We start from the raw sequence: 15,125 nt of genomic DNA on the forward strand, positions 1-15,125 counted from the left end.
GTCGCAAAAATGGCACCATCTACTATTCACCGATTGATTTGAGATACGCTGTTATTGCGGCTCGGTCTTGCTCTTTCTTCAATCCTGCAAAGCTCATCTTGGTGCCTTTCATATAGGCTTTTGGCTTGGCCAGGAACTCGTCCAGCGTAACCTCATCCCAAACACGGCCTTCGTCATGTGCCGCTTTGAAGACGGACGAGTAACTGAACCCATCAACCGCACCAAATTCACGTCCAATCAAAGCGTTCAACTGCGGACCCACTTTGTTGGTGGCCCCATCCCCGACAGCATGGCAGGCTTTGCACTTCTTGTAGACTTTTTTGCCTGCCGCGACCAATTCAGGGTCTATTCCAGCGGCACTGGCAGTCGCATCTGCTGAAACCGCGGGTGTTTCGGTGTCAGCGGCTGACGTCGACGCTGCAGTGAATGTTGGCGTATCTGAGGTGGTTGCGTCGTTCATCACCGACTCTCCACCCTCTTCTGGTGTGACGTCCAGGAAGGTGGCCCGCATGGTGATTTCCACGCTGTCTTTGCAGTTCTCCATACAGGGTTCGACGGCCCATTCGGCGTATTCAAGATCAGGCCGGTCATCGATGACAAAGCCGTCCTTATTGTACATCTCGAACGCTGCGAAATTGTCCTGGGTCAACTCGAACTCATCATCCACCAAATCATTGGAATACAGAATATAAGCAACGATTGCATAGGTTTCGTCGGCACTTAGCGTTCCGGCCTCGCCGAAAGGCATCGAACGGTTCACATAGTCCCAGACCGTGGACAAATGCGGCCAGTACGAGCCGACGGTTTTCACCGGATCCTTGTCGGCCAATGTGTCAAACCCGCCGGCAAGGACCGGCCAATTGTCGACGCCTTCGGCAAAATCTCCGTGGCAGGAGGCGCATTTATCAGCGAAGACCTCCTCCCCGGTGAACACATCGCCAGCACCTTCCGGCAGACCCCGCCCATCCGGAAGCACATCTACATCCCATGCAGCAATCTCTTCCGGCAGCGCGTTGCGCCCAAGCCTCAATTTCCCGTCATGTGCGGGCACCTGTTCTGATATTCCGATACCTGAGGCACCTGCCCCGCTGTTGGCCTGCGCCTCCTGCAATTGCGTTTCCAGTTCGGCAACCCGGGCGGCATTTTCATCCGCCAATACCCGCGCCGCGCCCTCATGGGCCTTGACCTGAGACAGACGCGTCTGCAGCGTGTCAATCTGGCTGTCGCCATACCCGCGATTTGCAACAGCCACAGCAAGACTGGAAACCAGCGCGATACCGCCGAATATGGGAAGATAGATACGACTAAGAGACTTCGACATTCTCGGCGATCCCTTCTGCATTCACGTACCAGGTCTGGATACAGTTGTTATGATAGACAGAGTTTTCGCCGCGCTTTTCACGCAGCTGATCCTTGGTTGGTTGGACATACCCGGTTTCGTCCATCGCCCGACTTTGCAGCAGCATTGGCGCGCCGTCCCAGTCAGTATCCAGATAGAACCGTGTCAGGGCTTTGGTGTCGCCCTGTCGCCCCAACCGCGCCGTTTCCCAGGTAATGCCGCCGTCTTTGGAGACGTCGACCCTGGTGATCTGACCGTGACCGGACCATGCAAGGCCGGAAATGATCAACGGACCTTGCCCATGTTTGATCGGCATCTGAGGGCTGGGCGAGGTAATGACCGATTTCGCGTCCATAACCCACGTCCATTTCCGCGCAACCCCGTTTTCATACACATCCGTGTATTTCGACGTTTCTTCGCGGCTTTCGACGGCTGCATCCGTCACTTCAACGCGGCGGAGCCATTTGACCCACATATTGCCTTCCCAGCCGGGCACAACCAGACGCACAGGATAGCCATGTTCCATCCGAAGCGCTTCGCCGTTGGCCTTGAAGGCAACAAGCACGTCGTCCAAGGCTTTTTCCATCGGGATCGATCGGCCGTTGGACGAGGCATCCGCGCCTTCGACATAGACCCATTTGTCCGCAAAATCCCCGGCCGCATCCAGACCGGCCTCTTGCAGTAACAGGCGCAGTGGCACGCCGGTGTATTCCATGTTGTGAATCATGCCATGGGTGAATTGCACGCCGTTCAGCTGCGCGCCCGCCCATTCCATGCCAGTGTTAGCGGCGCATTCACAGAAATAGACATGGTTTTCGCGCGGGAACCGCTGAAGATCGTCATAGGTGAAGACCAGGGGCTGATCGACCAACCCGTTGATCATCAGGCGATAGTCATCTTTGCTCAGTTCGATGGCGCCGGAATGGTGCCGTTCGAATGCACAACCCTGAGGCGTAATCGTCCCATCAAGCGCATGGATCGGCGTGAAGTTGATCGAGGAAATCGGCGAGGCCGTCAGCCATTCCACATTCCGACGTACCACATCGCTTTCAAAGTGAATCGGAAGGCTATAAGGCGTTTCGTCAACACCTGCGCCGGTGTACGAGGCCCAGTCCTGCAGCTCGGTGATCAGCGGGTCTGCGTTTTGGGCGGCAACCGAGCCAGCAACCGAGCCGGCCGCGATCGCGGCGCCGCCTCTCAGGAAGGCTCGGCGGGACGGCTTGAACATCTGATCCATGTCTCAAGTCTCCAGTTTTATTTAAACGCCGACAACGTCGACATTGGTGTTATCTTGAACCGTCACGGTACCCAGCTTGCGGATGTGGCTTTCCACGACATCCCAGATCTGCGGACCTTCGGTGTCTTCATTGACCGAAGCCCATCCGGCGACCACATAGGATTTTGCCGGATCAATCGCCTCACCCGTTTTCACAAGCGTCATGTTCGAGATACGTTCGCCCTGCGGCTTGGACACATCGATCCGATAGCCAAGCCCACCGGTGCGCACCATGTCGCCGCCTTGTTGGTAATAGGGATCCGGGTTGAAAATGTTGTCGGCAACATCTTCGAGCACAACTTTCAGGAATTCCCCTGTCATCTCAGAGCGATAGGCTTGACCATAAGACATCGAGGTCACGCCAAAGATATCCTCACGGGTGATGTCCTGACCGGGCACCAGCGACGGGCCCCAGCGCACACCGGGGCTGAGCGCGATTTCCGCGTCACGCTCGCTGAGCAGTGCATCACAGATCAGATCATCCCACGTGCCGTTGAAATTCCCACGCCGATACAGAAGGCTGTCGGTCTGCCCGACGACCTCCAACATCTCGGCCAGATAAGGCGCGCGCTGTTCATCGATCAGGGCGGCCACTTCGGCGTCCGGGGCTATCACATCCGAGAAAATCGGGATCAGTTTCGTCCGATACCCCATCATCCGACCGTCACGGATATCAAGATCGACACGGCTCACGAATTTTCCGTTCGAGCCTGACGGCACGATGATGGTATCTCCAACCTGTACCGGCTCGGGCAGGGCGTCGTGCGTGTGGCCAGACAGGATGACGTCGATCCCTGGGACAACGCTGGCCATCTTCTTGTCAACGTCGAATCCATTATGGCTGAGCACAACGACACATTCCGCCCCGGCTGCGCGCACCTCTTTGACCATCGCGGCCATGTGTTCGTCGCGGATGCCAAAGGCGTATTCGGGGAACATCCAGCCGGGATTTGCAATCGGCATGTACGGAAACGCCTGCCCAATAACCGCGATCTTTGTGCCGCCGCGTTCGAACATTTTGTAGGGGGGGAACAGCTCGGTCGGTTCGTCCCATTCCGCGTCAAAGATATTCTGCCCCAAGGCCGCAAAGGGCAGCTGTTCAACCAGCTCGGCGACGCGATCACTGCCTAAGGTGAATTCCCAGTGAAACGTCATAGCGTCCGGCGCAAGGGCGTTCATCACATTGACCATATCCTGGCCCTGCGTCTTCAGACAGGTGTAAGAGCCATGCCAAGTATCGCCGCCATCCAGAAGAATGGCATCGGGGCGATCTGCACGGATGGCCTTGATCACCGTTGCGACCCGATCAAGCCCGCCGACCCGTCCATAGGTCTGAGCAAGCGACGAAAAATCCCCGGAACTCAGCGCATAGTGGCTGGGGCTGCCATCGGCGATGCCATAGAGTTTGCGGAAATCAGAGCCTGTGACATGCGGCGCAACACCTTTGCCACCACCGACACCGATATTGATGGAAGGCTCGCGGAAATAGATCGGTTTCAGCTGCCCGTGAATATCCGTCACATGGATCAGGGAAACATTACCGAACGTGTCGAACTCTAACAGTTGGTCCTGTGTTAGGGACTGTTGCGCTGCAAGCCGCGCCCAATTCCCGAAACCGGATGCGCCGACAATGGCTGAGGCTGCCATCCCGACCTGCAAAAAGTCCCGACGCGAAATCATAGTTGTTTTCTCCCTTAAACACATGCGCATGTTTGAATTTTAAATAAGTGCAATGGCCCCGTGCGTGACACGGGGCCAGTCAGATCATCAGTTTCGTACAGAAGGCGTCTCGACCGACAGACCCTGGCCACGCGAGGCTATATAAAGCTCCAGCGCTTTGAACTCGTCACCGCCTTCCTTGAAGGGTGTGGCCCGAATGTTCTTCATGCATCCTTTGAAACGCCCGTGGATCGAATTCAGCTTGGCGTTCTTCAGACGATAGGTGGGAAAGCCATTGACCTGACCCTGGGACAGATGGTCCGCCCGGATCATGACGCCATAATTGTCTTCGTGACAATTCGAGCAGGCCATGTCCAGCTGACCAACACGCGTATAGTACAGGTCCTTTCCTCTTTCCCAGAAAGGCGCGGCATCGCCGTCGATGGCAACTTCGACAGGCATGCCACGTGATTGCACGCCAATAAGCGCGGTCATCGCCGTCATCTGGCCACCCGACCATTTCCAAGGCTCGGCACCCATATGTTCGACACGGCTGCGGTTGATCAGATCTTCCAGCGTCATAAGCTCGCCATTTTCGACGCGCGGAAGCTGGGCCCGTAGCCCTGCGAACTCTTCAACGCTTTCATGGCAGGATGCGCAGGATTTCTCGGCCGACCCATCGACCTGCTCCCACAGATCTACGGCTTGCTCAACGAACACAAATGCCGGGTTGTCAAAGTCATCTATTTCCAGCGCCTGAGTTTCCGGCGAACGGAACCGCCATCCGGAATAGATCGTGTCGACGTTTTCCAAATGATCCGGCGCTGCCACCTCAGTGATCATTGCCTCGCCGTCAATGCTCAGCGAATTGCTGTCCTGAGCAGTCGCGGCGCCGGCCAACCCAATCGCTGCTGCCGTTATCCATAGTGTCGCGCGCATGTGGCTACCTCCCTGGCTCTGCACCCTTGTCTTCTTACGAGACCGATATTTTTTTGCTTTCTTCGTAGACGGACCCGTCATCGTCATACCAGGTGAACTTGAATTCACCGGTTTCCGGCACAACAGCCTCGAACTGGAAATATGGATTGGTTGAAATCGCCGGTTCCAGCGTCACATCGATCACGTTCTGACCATTGAAATCAGCGGTGAAGCGATTGATGATCGAACGCGGAATGATGTTGCCATCATCGTCTTTGCGCTGCCCGCTTTCCATCTTGTGGCTGATCAAGGTCTTGATGGTGATCGTCTCACCTGCTGCCGCCGTTTTTGGGACTTTGACCCGGGGTTTTACACCAGATGCCATAGTGTCTCTCCTTGCGTTTCGTGAGTTCAGCCGCCGCAACCGCCGATTGTTACTTTGACATTGGCTTTCGCCATCTGGAATGAACCGTCTTCCATCTTGGCGATGGCAACAACGTTCTGTGTCGCGGCAAGGCGGATACGCGTTGATGCACTGCGAGATGCGCTGAGCGGGCCAAAGTTGAACGTCGCGACGTTCGGCACCGGGTTGCCATCTGCATACAGCGTGATCGAAACGGCACCGGGTGCCTCGACCTTGACGGGTACAGTATTCCCGTTCTCTGCGATTTCCGGCGCGGTCAGTACAACTGCACCTTCCCCAATTTCAGCGCCCCCGGTCAGGGCTGCGATCGCGTCGTCCGTCAGGCTGGCAAATGCTGGCAGACCGGTAAAGCTTGCCAGCGCAAACGTACCGGAGCCGATCGCGAGAATTTTTCGCCGTGTCAGTTCCATGTCATGCTCCAAATTTCGTGGATTACTGTTCTTTCAGCGTCATCAGGTAGGCCACGACATCTTCGACCTGCTGCGCGGTCAAAATGCTCTGGCCTGCAAAATCGTCCAGCGGTCGTTCATAACCGCTGTCGATGTAGAAAGCGGGCATGATCGTTCCTTCGAACATATTTTTCGAGTTCGAAACGATACCGCGAAGTTCAGCTTCGGTCCAACGATCCGCGACGCCGTCCATTGGTGGACCAACTTCGCCGTGGAAGCTTTCTTCGGGTATTTCCGAATTGGTATGGCAGGCGAGGCAGTTGCCTTCTTTGCGGTTTGCGAAAACCGCCCTGCCTGTTGCTGGATCACCGGCAACGCCGGTCAGTGATGTCTCGACGGCACCATCCGTAAAGGACACATCCATCGGTTTCAGTTCACCCGCTGTGGCGGTCGATGCACATAGCATCATGGCAAAGCCTAGCTTCAACGCGTTTCTCATGCCTCCTCCCAAAGACGATTCTTGTCGGTCGTTTTTTGCACACTAATGCACACATTCAGCAGTTCGCAACATTAAATTCATTTAGATGAATTTTTCAATTACTTTGCAAGCGCAGAAAAATTTTCACAAAAGTTGCGAGGACGGCAACGTGTCAGCCGTTTTGTTCTTCAAACTTACGGGCATGGTACTTCTGGAACGGCTCATGCCCTTCATATCCCTTTTCAACAACCCAGTTCAGCATGTTGAATGTCGTCCACCGGCCAAAGGCGCCGGGCATATTGGCAACAGCCGCTTGCGGCGCGGTCAGATCTTCAGAAACATCTGCAGGAAGGAAATAGATACTGGGCGTAAACAACGCACCCCACCTTTTGACCATGTCTTTCTCAGGCAGCATAGTTCCGTCGAAATCGGTGACTTCGACATCCCCGAACATGTTGATCTGCAGAACAAAATAGTTGTCTTCAATGAACTGTTCGATTTCCGGGATGACAAACACTTCTTCGTGCATCTTCTTGCAGTAGATACACCCGCGCTGCTCAATGATGATCATCAGGCGCTTACCTTCCGCATTTGCTTCGGCAAGGTCTTCGCGCAGGTCCATGAATGTATCGCGCATCCAGGGTGCTTTGTGCAGGCCATCATCGCCAAGTTCGGCTGCAAAGGCCGCCGGAACCATCAGGATCGACAGCAACAATATCCAAAGTCTCTTCATGATCTCCTCCTGAGATTCATCCGATCACGCTGAACCACGGAACATGTTCCAGCATCCATTGAGCAATGTAATTGATCGAGTTGGTGGCGATCAGAACTCCAAACAAAATAAGGAAGACCCCCATCAGCTTTTCGATCAAGCCAAGGTGTTTTCGAAACCGCGCCATCCAGGACATGAATGGCCCGATGAACAAGGCCGCAATAACAAAGGGCAGGGTCATGCCCAACCCATATGCCAATAACAGTAGTGCCCCTTGATCGGCAGTGTCTTGCCCCGCAGCCGTAAACAGGATCGCCGCCAGAACCGGCCCGACACAGGGTGTCCAACCAAACGCAAACGCCAGTCCAATGACGTAGGCCCCTATCAGGCCGACATTCGAAGTGTCGCCCGCATCGGCGCGGAATTGCCGATATAGAAACCCGATTTTGATGACGCCCAGGAAATGCAGACCCAATGCAATGATAACGGCGGCCGCAAACCAGCGCAGCACGTCAAAATACTCTCTCAGCAAACCTCCGAACACGGTCGCGGTTGCCCCAAGCCCGACAAAGACCGTGATAACGCCCAGCGCGAAACAACAGGCAGCCAGAACTGCCCTGACCCGCACCGCGCGCGAGATTTCAGCGTCAGCCGAAATCTGGTTCATCCCGACACCTGCAAGGTAGCTGAGGTAGAAGGGAACGATGGGCAAAATGCACGGCGACAGGAATGACAGCAGCCCGGCGACAATTGCGCCCAGAAATGTGACATCAAACATATCGCTCTGGCCTCACAGCTTGAGATATTCAAAAATATAATTATGATGAAAGATAAGCTCCCGTCAATTTAGGACGTCTGAAAATGATAAAGACGTTGGTCACCTCCTTCGCCTTGATGTTGCCGATCTCAACATCGGCTGAACCTTATCTTCTGATGGCTGAAGAAGATGGGTGTTATTGGTGTGCCAAATGGAACGCAGAAATCGCGCATATCTACCCCAAAACAGCCGAAGGGCGCGCTGCCCCTTTGCAGCGCTACGACCTGCACAGCGAAACACCCGATGTTGCGTTCGATCGCAGGGTGCATTTCACCCCGACTTTTATTCTGGTTGAAAATGGTCGCGAAGTCGGGCGAATTGAGGGATACCCCGGAGAAGACTTTTTCTGGGGCCTGCTGACCATGATGTTCGAACGCGCAGGAATAGACTTGAAACAGACCGGGTAAAGGAAACCTTTTCGTGACCTCTAACGCTGAAAGCACACCACAAACCGCTTCGCGTCTGCCAGTGTTCGACAAGAACATCTGTGCCGATGACATGCAGCGCATGATGGACAACGCGCAACGGGCGTCCAACTTCCTGAAGGCCATTAGCCACGAAGGTCGGTTGATGATCATGTGTCATCTCGCTTCGGGCGAAAAATCGGTGACGGAGTTGGAGGAGCTTTTGTCAGCACGACAAGCCGCAGTCTCGCAGCAGCTATCCCGGCTTCGCTATGAGGGGCTTGTGATACCAAGACGGGAAGGCAAGGCCATTTACTACAGCTTGGCAGATGACCGCCCGAAACAAATCATGGAGGTCGTGTACGATTTGTTCTGCCGTACCGACTGACCAGATGCAGGACCGGTGTTTGGTCAGGGGAGGGCCGAGGTGCTGGAAATACTCGGAGAAGCAAACACTGCCGCTCTGATCGGCTTGATCGGTGGGGTTGCGCTTGGACTCGCCGCCAGAATTGGGCGGTTTTGTACCCTTGGCGCTATCGAAGACGCGCTTTACGGGGCAGACAATCGTCGCCTGAAAATGTGGGCCATTGCCATCGGTGTCGCCATTGTCGGGGCGCATCTGGCAATTGGATTCGATCTGCTGGACGGGTCGGAAACGGCCTATCTTGATCGCGTCTGGAACCCGCTTGGTACCATCATCGGCGGGCTGATGTTTGGCTATGGCATGGCCCTGAGCGGAAACTGCGGCTATGGCGCTTTGGCCCGTCTTGGCGGCGGCGATCTGCGGTCCTTTGTCATCGTTGTGGTAATGGCATTATCCGCCTATTTCGTGATGTCAGGGCCGTTGGCCCATACCCGGGTCTGGTTGTTCCCCGAAGTAACAGGGGCCACGTCTGCTCAGGGGTTCGCGCAGTTGTTTGAAGCTTACGGTGTGGCCCCATTGGTCACTGGCCTTGTGATCGGAACCGGGCTTGTTGTGTTTGCCATTGCGCGTGCCGAAACGCGCCCATCGTACAAACAGATCTTCTGGGCGTCGGTTGTGGGTCTTGCCGTCGTATCTGGCTGGGTCGGCACCTATTGGATCGCCACGACCGGATTCGACGCCGAACTAATTGAAACGCACACCTTTGCGGCCCCGATCGGGGATACCATCATTTATGGGATGACCGCCTCGGGCAACGCTTTGTCCTTTAGCGTTGGGTCGGTCGTGGGTGTCGTTATTGGGGCTGTTTTGGGATCATATTCCAAGGGTCATTTCCGATGGGAGGCCTGCGAAGACCCCCGCGAATTGCGGCGCCAGCTACTAGGAGCGGCGATTATGGGTCCCGGCGCTATTCTTGCGGTGGGCTGCAGCGTTGGTCAGGGAATCTCTGCGTTTTCGGTGCTTGCCTTTAGCGCACCAATTGCCTTCATCGCGATTTTCGCAGGCGCCGCCATTGGACTGCGTCAGCTGATTACAGGATTTGCACCAGCCGAATAAGGTTTGCTTTCATAGATCAGGCCTATGTTCGGTGACGCAAATAGCCTTTTAGCGGGCATCCACCCACATAAGAAAACGCCCGCCGGGATGGCGGGCGTTTCATGTGTATCAGATCTGCGCTTTAGATCTTTGCGCGTTCCGATTTCAGCGCCAGCCACAGGCAATAGCACATTATCAGAACCACCAGTGTGAACGGTATGCCGGTTGACACCGCAGCGCCCTGAAGCGCCGAGAGGCCACCCCCAAGCAAAAGTGCAATGGCCACCAGTCCTTCGAGTGTGCACCAGAACACGCGCTGCACCACAGGCGCGTCCATCTTGCCGCCCGCCGTGATTGTGTCGATCACCAACGAACCGGAATCGGATGAGGTGACGAAGAAGATCACAATCAGCACCAGCGCGATAGGGGCCACGATGCTATTCAGAGGCAGCTCCTTTAGGAAGCCGAACAATGCGCCTTCCGGGGCATAGCTGTCGATCACTGTGGCGCGGACACCTTCTGCACCACCAGCGTTCAGCATGTCGATGGCGGCACCGCCAAAGGTAGACATCCACAGGGCACAGACGGCGGTCGGCGCCAGCAAGGCGCAGATGATGAACTCACGCACAGTGCGGCCCCTTGAGATGCGGGCGATGAACATGCCCACGAAGGGTGACCATGCAATCCACCAAGCCCAGTAGAAGGTTGTCCATCCGTGGAAGTAACTGGTGTCCTCACGCCCGAACGGGTTCGACAGAGCGGGTAAATGAGTAACATAGTCCGTCATCACGCTGAAATAACGTGAAATTGCAGTGCCGACGCCTGTAACGGCAATCACAAACAGGAACAGGCCAACGGCCATAATCATGTTGATCTCACTCAGCCGTTTGACGCCCGCATCCATACCCATCAGAACCGAACCCAAGGCGATAAGCGTAATGCCGATGATCAGCAGGACGGTGACGGTCGGGCTGGGCTCGATGCCAAAGACCTCGTTCAGGCCCGCCGCGACCTGCTGCGCGCCCAGACCCAACGAGGTTGTCAGGCCGAACAACGTGGCAAACACCGCCAGCGTGTCGATCATGTGGCCCCACCAGCCCCAGACACGTTCGCCCAGGATCGGATAAAAGGCGGACCGTAGCGTCAGCGGCAAACCGAGGTTGTAGCTGAAGATTGCCAGGCTCAGACCCACGGCGGCATAGATCGCCCAGCCTTCAAGGCCCCAATGATGGATCGTTCCGACGATACCGGCATATTCATTTCCCGGTACCGCGATATCGATACCCAATGGGCTGGCACCACCGTCTTCTGCGAAGTTGTAGTAAACCGGTTCCATCACGCCAAAGAACAGCAGACCGATACCAATGCCGGCCGCGAACATCATCGCGATCCATCCGGCATAGGAATAGTCTGGCTTGGCATCTTTGCCGCCGATACGAACCTTACCCACCGGCAGGACGATCAAAGCCAAACAAAACAGGGTGATTGCATCAACCGACAAAACCAGAAACCAGTCGAATGTGCTGGTGAGCCATGGCCTGAGCCATCCAAAGAATGTGCCGGCAGCTTCCTGGTTTGCCAATGCGATCAGAACGAACGCAAAAATCAGGATGCTTGAGATCAGAAAGACCGGATTGTGAATGTCCAGACCGAACGGGCGGACATTGTCTTGCCCAAGCTCATACTCAGTCTCAAAATCATAGATCCGAGGGTCCGGATCCAACATTTTCTTGGTTTGTGCCATGCGTCTGCCCTTCTGTTCGCTACGTGCAAACGCCAAGGTATTCGACCGGCGGACGGAGATGAGTTTGGTGTTCCCTTGGCGCGTTTCCGTCGTTTCGACCGCAGGTATGGTGATAACAACCTACACGGTCACCAAACTTTCACCAAACGCATTCATTGGTTGGAGTTCGTTCAGCAAGAAAACCGACCCCAGTGCCGAAGATCACGCCGTGCGAAGGGAATTCAGAAAGGGGGCCAAGATGCCCGTGCATCTGCCGGAACGCCGGGCAAAGAGTGTACAGCTGTGGCTGGCCAAAGACCCAGGTAGCATGTTATTCACCCAAATGGTTGACTGAAGTAGAATAAGGTTGTAATTCATCCATATGGTTGAACGAGAGAGTCGATATGACCTCAACGCGATATTGAAGGCCGCGTCCGACCCGACCCGCCGTGCAATCCTGACGATGCTTGCGCAGCAGGGACCTTTGCGGGTGACGGACATCGCGCGGCAGTTCGATATGAGCCTCAATTCGGTCTCCAAGCACATCAAGGTGCTGGAAAACGCCGAATTGGTGCAGCGCCGGACGGAATGGCGCGAGCATCTGATCGAGGTTCAGATGGCCCCCTTGTCAACCGTTGATTCTTGGTTCGCCGGGTTGCGTTCGATTTGGACGCTTCGGCTGGACGCCTTGGAAACTGCTTTGGAGGAACCAGAAGATGACGGATCTGTCACTTGAAATAACACGCGCCATCCCGCACCCGCCAGATAAGGTATTCGATGCCTGGCTGAACCCCGAAATGCTGGCAAAATTCATGCTTCCGGCGCCAGGTATGACGGTGTCCGAGGCGCAATCCGACGCCAAGGTCGGGGGTCGGTTCAAGATCGTCATGCGCGCGCCCGAGGCCGGCGACCTGCCACATGAGGGTGAATACAAGGTCATCGACCGCCCGAACCGTCTGCAATTCAGCTGGAATTCTCCGTACAGTCAGGACGATTCGACCGTGACGCTGGATTTCACCCCAACGGATAAAGGCACTCAGCTGCGCCTGCATCACATCCGGTTCCCCTCGCAGGAAAGCCGCGACAATCACGAAGGTGGCTGGACCGCAGTATTGGCTGCGCTGGAGGAAGCGCTGTGATCAACTGGCTGGCGCTTGCAGCGGGGGTGATCGCGGCGTTTCTGTTAGGTTATCTGGTCTATGGGCCGCTCGGCTTTCAGAAACGCTGGGCCGAGGGCACACGGATTGACCCAACCCCGCCTGATACACCACCACTGGCGGCAATGACCGCACAGATCGTGTTCCTGATCTTGCTGGCAGCGGTGATCGCGGTGACCGAGACCACCAACAGTCTAGGTGTGGCTCTGTTGGCGATCCTAGCGGTGGCGGCGCAGGCGGTCTCGGTTGGCGCTTGGGCGCAGAAAAGCAGCTTCGCGATCACGGTCGATGCCGGTTATGCGCTGGGCTGCGGCGTTGTGATGATCTTGGCCCACGCAATCCTATGACATCTCTGCCTCGGTCCGGTCCCCTGTGGGTTGGGCTGAGGTTAACATTTTAGCTGCCCGTCCTACTCGGTCGCTTGTCCACCGCCCGTTTTCTTATGTCCCGCTGCCCGAATTCGGTCCGTCAGGCTGAGTTGCGCGTCCGACGCACCCCCGGCACCACCCAAATCTTCAATCTCTGTCACGTCCAATCTGAACGTCGCCCGCATCGGCACCAAGCCATCCACGACGACAATCTCACGCTCGGACGGATCAATAGACAGCGTTCCGGTTACTCGCACCAGAACATGGGCATAATCCGGGGTCCAGGTGCCATCCAACTGCACGCGGATCATCTGATTTGGCGGCGGCGGCGGCATATGACTGCACATTCCAAACTGAGGCACCAAATAGGCGACCGCCTGGCCATCAGCCTCCGGCGGCGCCGGGATAGCAAACCCGTTCAGCGTGACCGTCTGGCCATCGAATTGCGGGTTCCCGGCTGCACCAGCCCGTTCCCGGCGTTCGGTGACAACCGGAACCTGTTCAAGAAGCCAATCGACATCGATGTCGTCCGAAGCCAGCGCGTCCTCGGTCTCCAACAGCAGCTCTTGCCATGTTTGTCGTTCTTCTTCGGTGCCGACATCCTTTCGCAACCTGTTGCGCAGGCGAACCACAAAGAGGACATCGTCGAACTGTTCCGGGCTGAGATCACGATAGGGATCGTCGAAGACTTGCATCGCAGGGTCCGGCAGGTCGGACCATCCGACAGGCAAGGGCGACGCAGTCACTGCTGGAATCCCCCAAAGGGCCAGTAAGATCACCGTCAGGAACTGCAGGCGGAAGGTCATGGCATCCTCGGACTATCAGCGCATGTTACGTCGTCAACAATCCTACGTCGAATGCCGCGCGCGTCCATCCGGAAAACGGTCACAACCTTGGCATGACGATCACTTGCCCAGGCTCGGTGGTTCACCTACCCGTCAATCCAAGCGTCGAGTACACACATGCGGGAACTGACGCAGGGAAACCATCCCAATTCTACGCCAGCACCTTGCAAGAATTTCTCCTTAAGGTAGATCTTTGCAAAGCAGAAATTTCAATGTCTCAAATTAGCACTCTAATTTCATAAATCTGCCAGACCATTCGAGCGTACCGCCTTGCGCAGGCACAACCCATTACTTGCAGGCCCTTGCCATGATGATCATCCTCAATTCGATACCCCTGTCATTCGGCGTGTTTGTGCGCATGATTTTCCCGGTCATTCTGATCAGCGTCGCCTCTATGGTTGTGTGGGCCATTCTGAATATCGTCACCCTCGGAATGGCAAGTTACATCAGCGGGCCGGTTACAGCGGTGTTCATCAGCCTGTTTGGTATTCGTGCAGCTTTGGCAATCAAAGGTGATTTGCGCCGAACGGATCTAACGATCCTGGCATTGAACTCACTCCTGTATGGCGTGTTCTTTATCGCTGTAATCGGCGGCCTGGCCGTTTTCGCAAATGTTGTAGCTGTGTTGTTTGCCCTGTGGACATTGGGTGAGCCGATATCCCTGAGCGCACTCAGCGAAGCTGCAAAACCCATTCAGATTTCGTTCGCGTTTCTCGCGGTGGGCAGCAAAATTGTTTTGGCATACATACTTTTAGCGGTTGTCTACACCGTCATGGCCGTACCAATGGCAAGCGCAGCCCGAGGGGCAGGCCAAGGGGCCCTAAGCAGAGGCTTTTTCAATGGGTTCGGGCGCAGCTTCCTTCCATTGTTCTGCGTCTTTTTCGTTTCAATATTCCTCCAGTTCTTTTTCGACGTTTTTACCGCTCTGTTTGCCATTTCCCCCTCATTCTGTCGATTGTGTCACTTGTCCTGACACAGTCCTTACCGAAATTCGATCTCGACACTATCCTGAGGGGCATAGCCTCGGGTGCCGCCCTTCTCTGGCTCAATTCATGGATTTGGTCGATATCAGCACTTGCTCTGCTGAAGCTCGACGACAGCGACATCCCGCGCCCCCCTGTCCCATCACCTGAGGCGGAAACGGAAACCGATATTCG

At 55.7% G+C, this 15,125-nt stretch carries 19 protein-coding genes; 8 read left to right on the plus strand and 11 right to left on the minus strand.

Translation table 11 applies throughout. The features are described 5' to 3' along the window. Positions 1-22 precede the first annotated feature (22 nt). The 9 genes from D9K61_RS18445 to D9K61_RS18485 form a co-directional block, all read right to left on the minus strand. The gene (locus D9K61_RS18445) at positions 23-1,321 is read right to left on the minus strand and encodes a c-type cytochrome (protein WP_120634665.1); all 1,299 of its coding nucleotides are present in this window, start codon (positions 1,319-1,321) and stop codon (positions 23-25) included. Beyond that, complete coding sequence (gene soxC, locus D9K61_RS18450; protein ID WP_120634666.1) at positions 1,305-2,576, minus strand: sulfite dehydrogenase; 1,272 nt, start codon at positions 2,574-2,576, stop codon at positions 1,305-1,307. Before soxC ends, D9K61_RS18445 begins: the two co-directional genes overlap by 17 nt. Positions 2,577-2,597: 21 nt before the next feature. Beyond that, positions 2,598-4,295 carry a thiosulfohydrolase SoxB gene (gene soxB / locus D9K61_RS18455; RefSeq protein WP_120634667.1) on the minus strand — a complete coding sequence of 566 codons (1,698 nt, stop codon included), beginning with the start codon at positions 4,293-4,295 and terminating at the stop codon, positions 2,598-2,600. An 87-nt stretch (positions 4,296-4,382) separates the two neighbouring features. Continuing rightward, the gene (gene soxA / locus D9K61_RS18460; protein ID WP_120634668.1) at positions 4,383-5,213 is read right to left on the minus strand and encodes a sulfur oxidation c-type cytochrome SoxA; all 831 of its coding nucleotides are present in this window, start codon (positions 5,211-5,213) and stop codon (positions 4,383-4,385) included. A gap of 34 nt (positions 5,214-5,247) precedes the next feature. Continuing rightward, entirely contained in the window at positions 5,248-5,577 is a 330-nt protein-coding gene (gene soxZ / locus D9K61_RS18465; RefSeq protein ID WP_120634669.1) for a thiosulfate oxidation carrier complex protein SoxZ, read from the minus strand. A gap of 26 nt (positions 5,578-5,603) precedes the next feature. Next, complete coding sequence (gene soxY, locus D9K61_RS18470; protein WP_120634670.1) at positions 5,604-6,026, minus strand: thiosulfate oxidation carrier protein SoxY; 423 nt, start codon at positions 6,024-6,026, stop codon at positions 5,604-5,606. Between the two features lie 22 nt (positions 6,027-6,048). Beyond that, entirely contained in the window at positions 6,049-6,504 is a 456-nt protein-coding gene (gene soxX, locus D9K61_RS18475) for a sulfur oxidation c-type cytochrome SoxX (RefSeq protein ID WP_120634671.1), read from the minus strand. A 151-nt stretch (positions 6,505-6,655) separates the two neighbouring features. After that, positions 6,656-7,216 (minus strand): thioredoxin family protein, encoded by a 561-nt coding sequence (locus D9K61_RS18480; protein WP_120634672.1) that lies wholly within the window; start codon positions 7,214-7,216, stop codon positions 6,656-6,658. A 16-nt stretch (positions 7,217-7,232) separates the two neighbouring features. After that, a complete protein-coding gene (locus D9K61_RS18485) occupies positions 7,233-7,973 on the minus strand; it encodes a cytochrome c biogenesis CcdA family protein (protein ID WP_120634673.1) in 741 nt (246 codons plus the stop codon). Between the two features lie 83 nt (positions 7,974-8,056). Between D9K61_RS18485 and D9K61_RS18490 the strand changes: the two genes are divergently transcribed. The 3 genes from D9K61_RS18490 to D9K61_RS18500 all read left to right on the plus strand — a co-directional run bounded on the left by D9K61_RS18490 (position 8,057) and on the right by D9K61_RS18500 (position 9,896). Continuing rightward, the gene (locus tag D9K61_RS18490) at positions 8,057-8,419 is read left to right on the plus strand and encodes a hypothetical protein (protein ID WP_162946960.1); all 363 of its coding nucleotides are present in this window, start codon (positions 8,057-8,059) and stop codon (positions 8,417-8,419) included. Between the two features lie 91 nt (positions 8,420-8,510). Further along, positions 8,511-8,804 carry a helix-turn-helix transcriptional regulator gene (locus tag D9K61_RS18495; RefSeq protein WP_120634854.1) on the plus strand — a complete coding sequence of 98 codons (294 nt, stop codon included), beginning with the start codon at positions 8,511-8,513 and terminating at the stop codon, positions 8,802-8,804. A 39-nt stretch (positions 8,805-8,843) separates the two neighbouring features. After that, positions 8,844-9,896: a YeeE/YedE family protein gene (locus D9K61_RS18500; RefSeq protein ID WP_120634855.1), complete on the plus strand. Its 1,053-nt coding sequence runs from the start codon at positions 8,844-8,846 to the stop codon at positions 9,894-9,896. 121 nt (positions 9,897-10,017) lie between these two features. On the opposite strand, the gene D9K61_RS18505 is transcribed toward D9K61_RS18500, so the two are convergent. Next, entirely contained in the window at positions 10,018-11,619 is a 1,602-nt protein-coding gene (locus D9K61_RS18505) for a BCCT family transporter (RefSeq protein WP_120634674.1), read from the minus strand. Between the two features lie 58 nt (positions 11,620-11,677). On the opposite strand from D9K61_RS18505, the gene D9K61_RS18510 reads away from it, so the two are divergent. From D9K61_RS18510 to D9K61_RS18525, 4 genes are read left to right on the plus strand one after another with little or no spacing between them, the layout of a single operon-like run. After that, entirely contained in the window at positions 11,678-11,953 is a 276-nt protein-coding gene (locus tag D9K61_RS18510) for a hypothetical protein (protein ID WP_162946961.1), read from the plus strand. Positions 11,954-11,980: 27 nt separating this feature from the next. Further along, positions 11,981-12,334 carry a helix-turn-helix transcriptional regulator gene (locus D9K61_RS18515; protein ID WP_120634676.1) on the plus strand — a complete coding sequence of 118 codons (354 nt, stop codon included), beginning with the start codon at positions 11,981-11,983 and terminating at the stop codon, positions 12,332-12,334. Next, a complete protein-coding gene (locus tag D9K61_RS18520) occupies positions 12,315-12,737 on the plus strand; it encodes an SRPBCC domain-containing protein (RefSeq protein ID WP_120634677.1) in 423 nt (140 codons plus the stop codon). Before D9K61_RS18515 ends, D9K61_RS18520 begins: the two co-directional genes overlap by 20 nt. Next, positions 12,734-13,102, plus strand: coding sequence for a DUF1761 family protein (locus D9K61_RS18525; protein ID WP_120634678.1), 369 nt, complete (start codon positions 12,734-12,736; stop codon positions 13,100-13,102). Before D9K61_RS18520 ends, D9K61_RS18525 begins: the two co-directional genes overlap by 4 nt. Positions 13,103-13,164: 62 nt before the next feature. Here D9K61_RS18525 and D9K61_RS18530 read toward each other — a convergent pair whose 3' ends face one another. Continuing rightward, positions 13,165-13,929, minus strand: coding sequence for a DUF3299 domain-containing protein (locus D9K61_RS18530; RefSeq protein ID WP_120634679.1), 765 nt, complete (start codon positions 13,927-13,929; stop codon positions 13,165-13,167). 346 nt (positions 13,930-14,275) lie between these two features. Here D9K61_RS18530 and D9K61_RS18535 point away from each other — a divergent pair, with 346 nt between their 5' ends. After that, on the plus strand, positions 14,276-14,941 hold the full coding sequence (locus D9K61_RS18535) for a hypothetical protein (protein WP_120634680.1): 666 nt from the start codon (positions 14,276-14,278) through the stop codon (positions 14,939-14,941). The last annotated feature ends 184 nt before the right edge of the window (positions 14,942-15,125 follow it).

This window comes from Ruegeria sp. EL01, from assembly GCF_900313035.1.
In the GTDB taxonomy this organism is placed as follows: domain Bacteria; phylum Pseudomonadota; class Alphaproteobacteria; order Rhodobacterales; family Rhodobacteraceae; genus Ruegeria.

Coding starts and splice junctions, on each gene's coding strand:
- D9K61_RS18445 (WP_120634665.1), bottom strand. CDS start 1,321: ATGTCGAAGTCTCTTAGTCGTATCTATCTTCCCATATTCGGCGGTATC.
- soxC (WP_120634666.1), bottom strand. CDS start 2,576: ATGGATCAGATGTTCAAGCCGTCCCGCCGAGCCTTCCTGAGAGGCGGC.
- soxB (WP_120634667.1), bottom strand. CDS start 4,295: ATGATTTCGCGTCGGGACTTTTTGCAGGTCGGGATGGCAGCCTCAGCC.
- soxA (WP_120634668.1), bottom strand. CDS start 5,213: ATGCGCGCGACACTATGGATAACGGCAGCAGCGATTGGGTTGGCCGGC.
- soxZ (WP_120634669.1), bottom strand. CDS start 5,577: ATGGCATCTGGTGTAAAACCCCGGGTCAAAGTCCCAAAAACGGCGGCA.
- soxY (WP_120634670.1), bottom strand. CDS start 6,026: ATGGAACTGACACGGCGAAAAATTCTCGCGATCGGCTCCGGTACGTTT.
- soxX (WP_120634671.1), bottom strand. CDS start 6,504: ATGAGAAACGCGTTGAAGCTAGGCTTTGCCATGATGCTATGTGCATCG.
- D9K61_RS18480 (WP_120634672.1), bottom strand. CDS start 7,216: ATGAAGAGACTTTGGATATTGTTGCTGTCGATCCTGATGGTTCCGGCG.
- D9K61_RS18485 (WP_120634673.1), bottom strand. CDS start 7,973: ATGTTTGATGTCACATTTCTGGGCGCAATTGTCGCCGGGCTGCTGTCA.
- D9K61_RS18490 (WP_162946960.1), top strand. CDS start 8,057: ATGATAAAGACGTTGGTCACCTCCTTCGCCTTGATGTTGCCGATCTCA.
- D9K61_RS18495 (WP_120634854.1), top strand. CDS start 8,511: ATGCAGCGCATGATGGACAACGCGCAACGGGCGTCCAACTTCCTGAAG.
- D9K61_RS18505 (WP_120634674.1), bottom strand. CDS start 11,619: ATGGCACAAACCAAGAAAATGTTGGATCCGGACCCTCGGATCTATGAT.
- D9K61_RS18510 (WP_162946961.1), top strand. CDS start 11,678: ATGAGTTTGGTGTTCCCTTGGCGCGTTTCCGTCGTTTCGACCGCAGGT.
- D9K61_RS18515 (WP_120634676.1), top strand. CDS start 11,981: ATGGTTGAACGAGAGAGTCGATATGACCTCAACGCGATATTGAAGGCC.
- D9K61_RS18520 (WP_120634677.1), top strand. CDS start 12,315: ATGACGGATCTGTCACTTGAAATAACACGCGCCATCCCGCACCCGCCA.
- D9K61_RS18530 (WP_120634679.1), bottom strand. CDS start 13,929: ATGACCTTCCGCCTGCAGTTCCTGACGGTGATCTTACTGGCCCTTTGG.
- D9K61_RS18535 (WP_120634680.1), top strand. CDS start 14,276: ATGATGATCATCCTCAATTCGATACCCCTGTCATTCGGCGTGTTTGTG.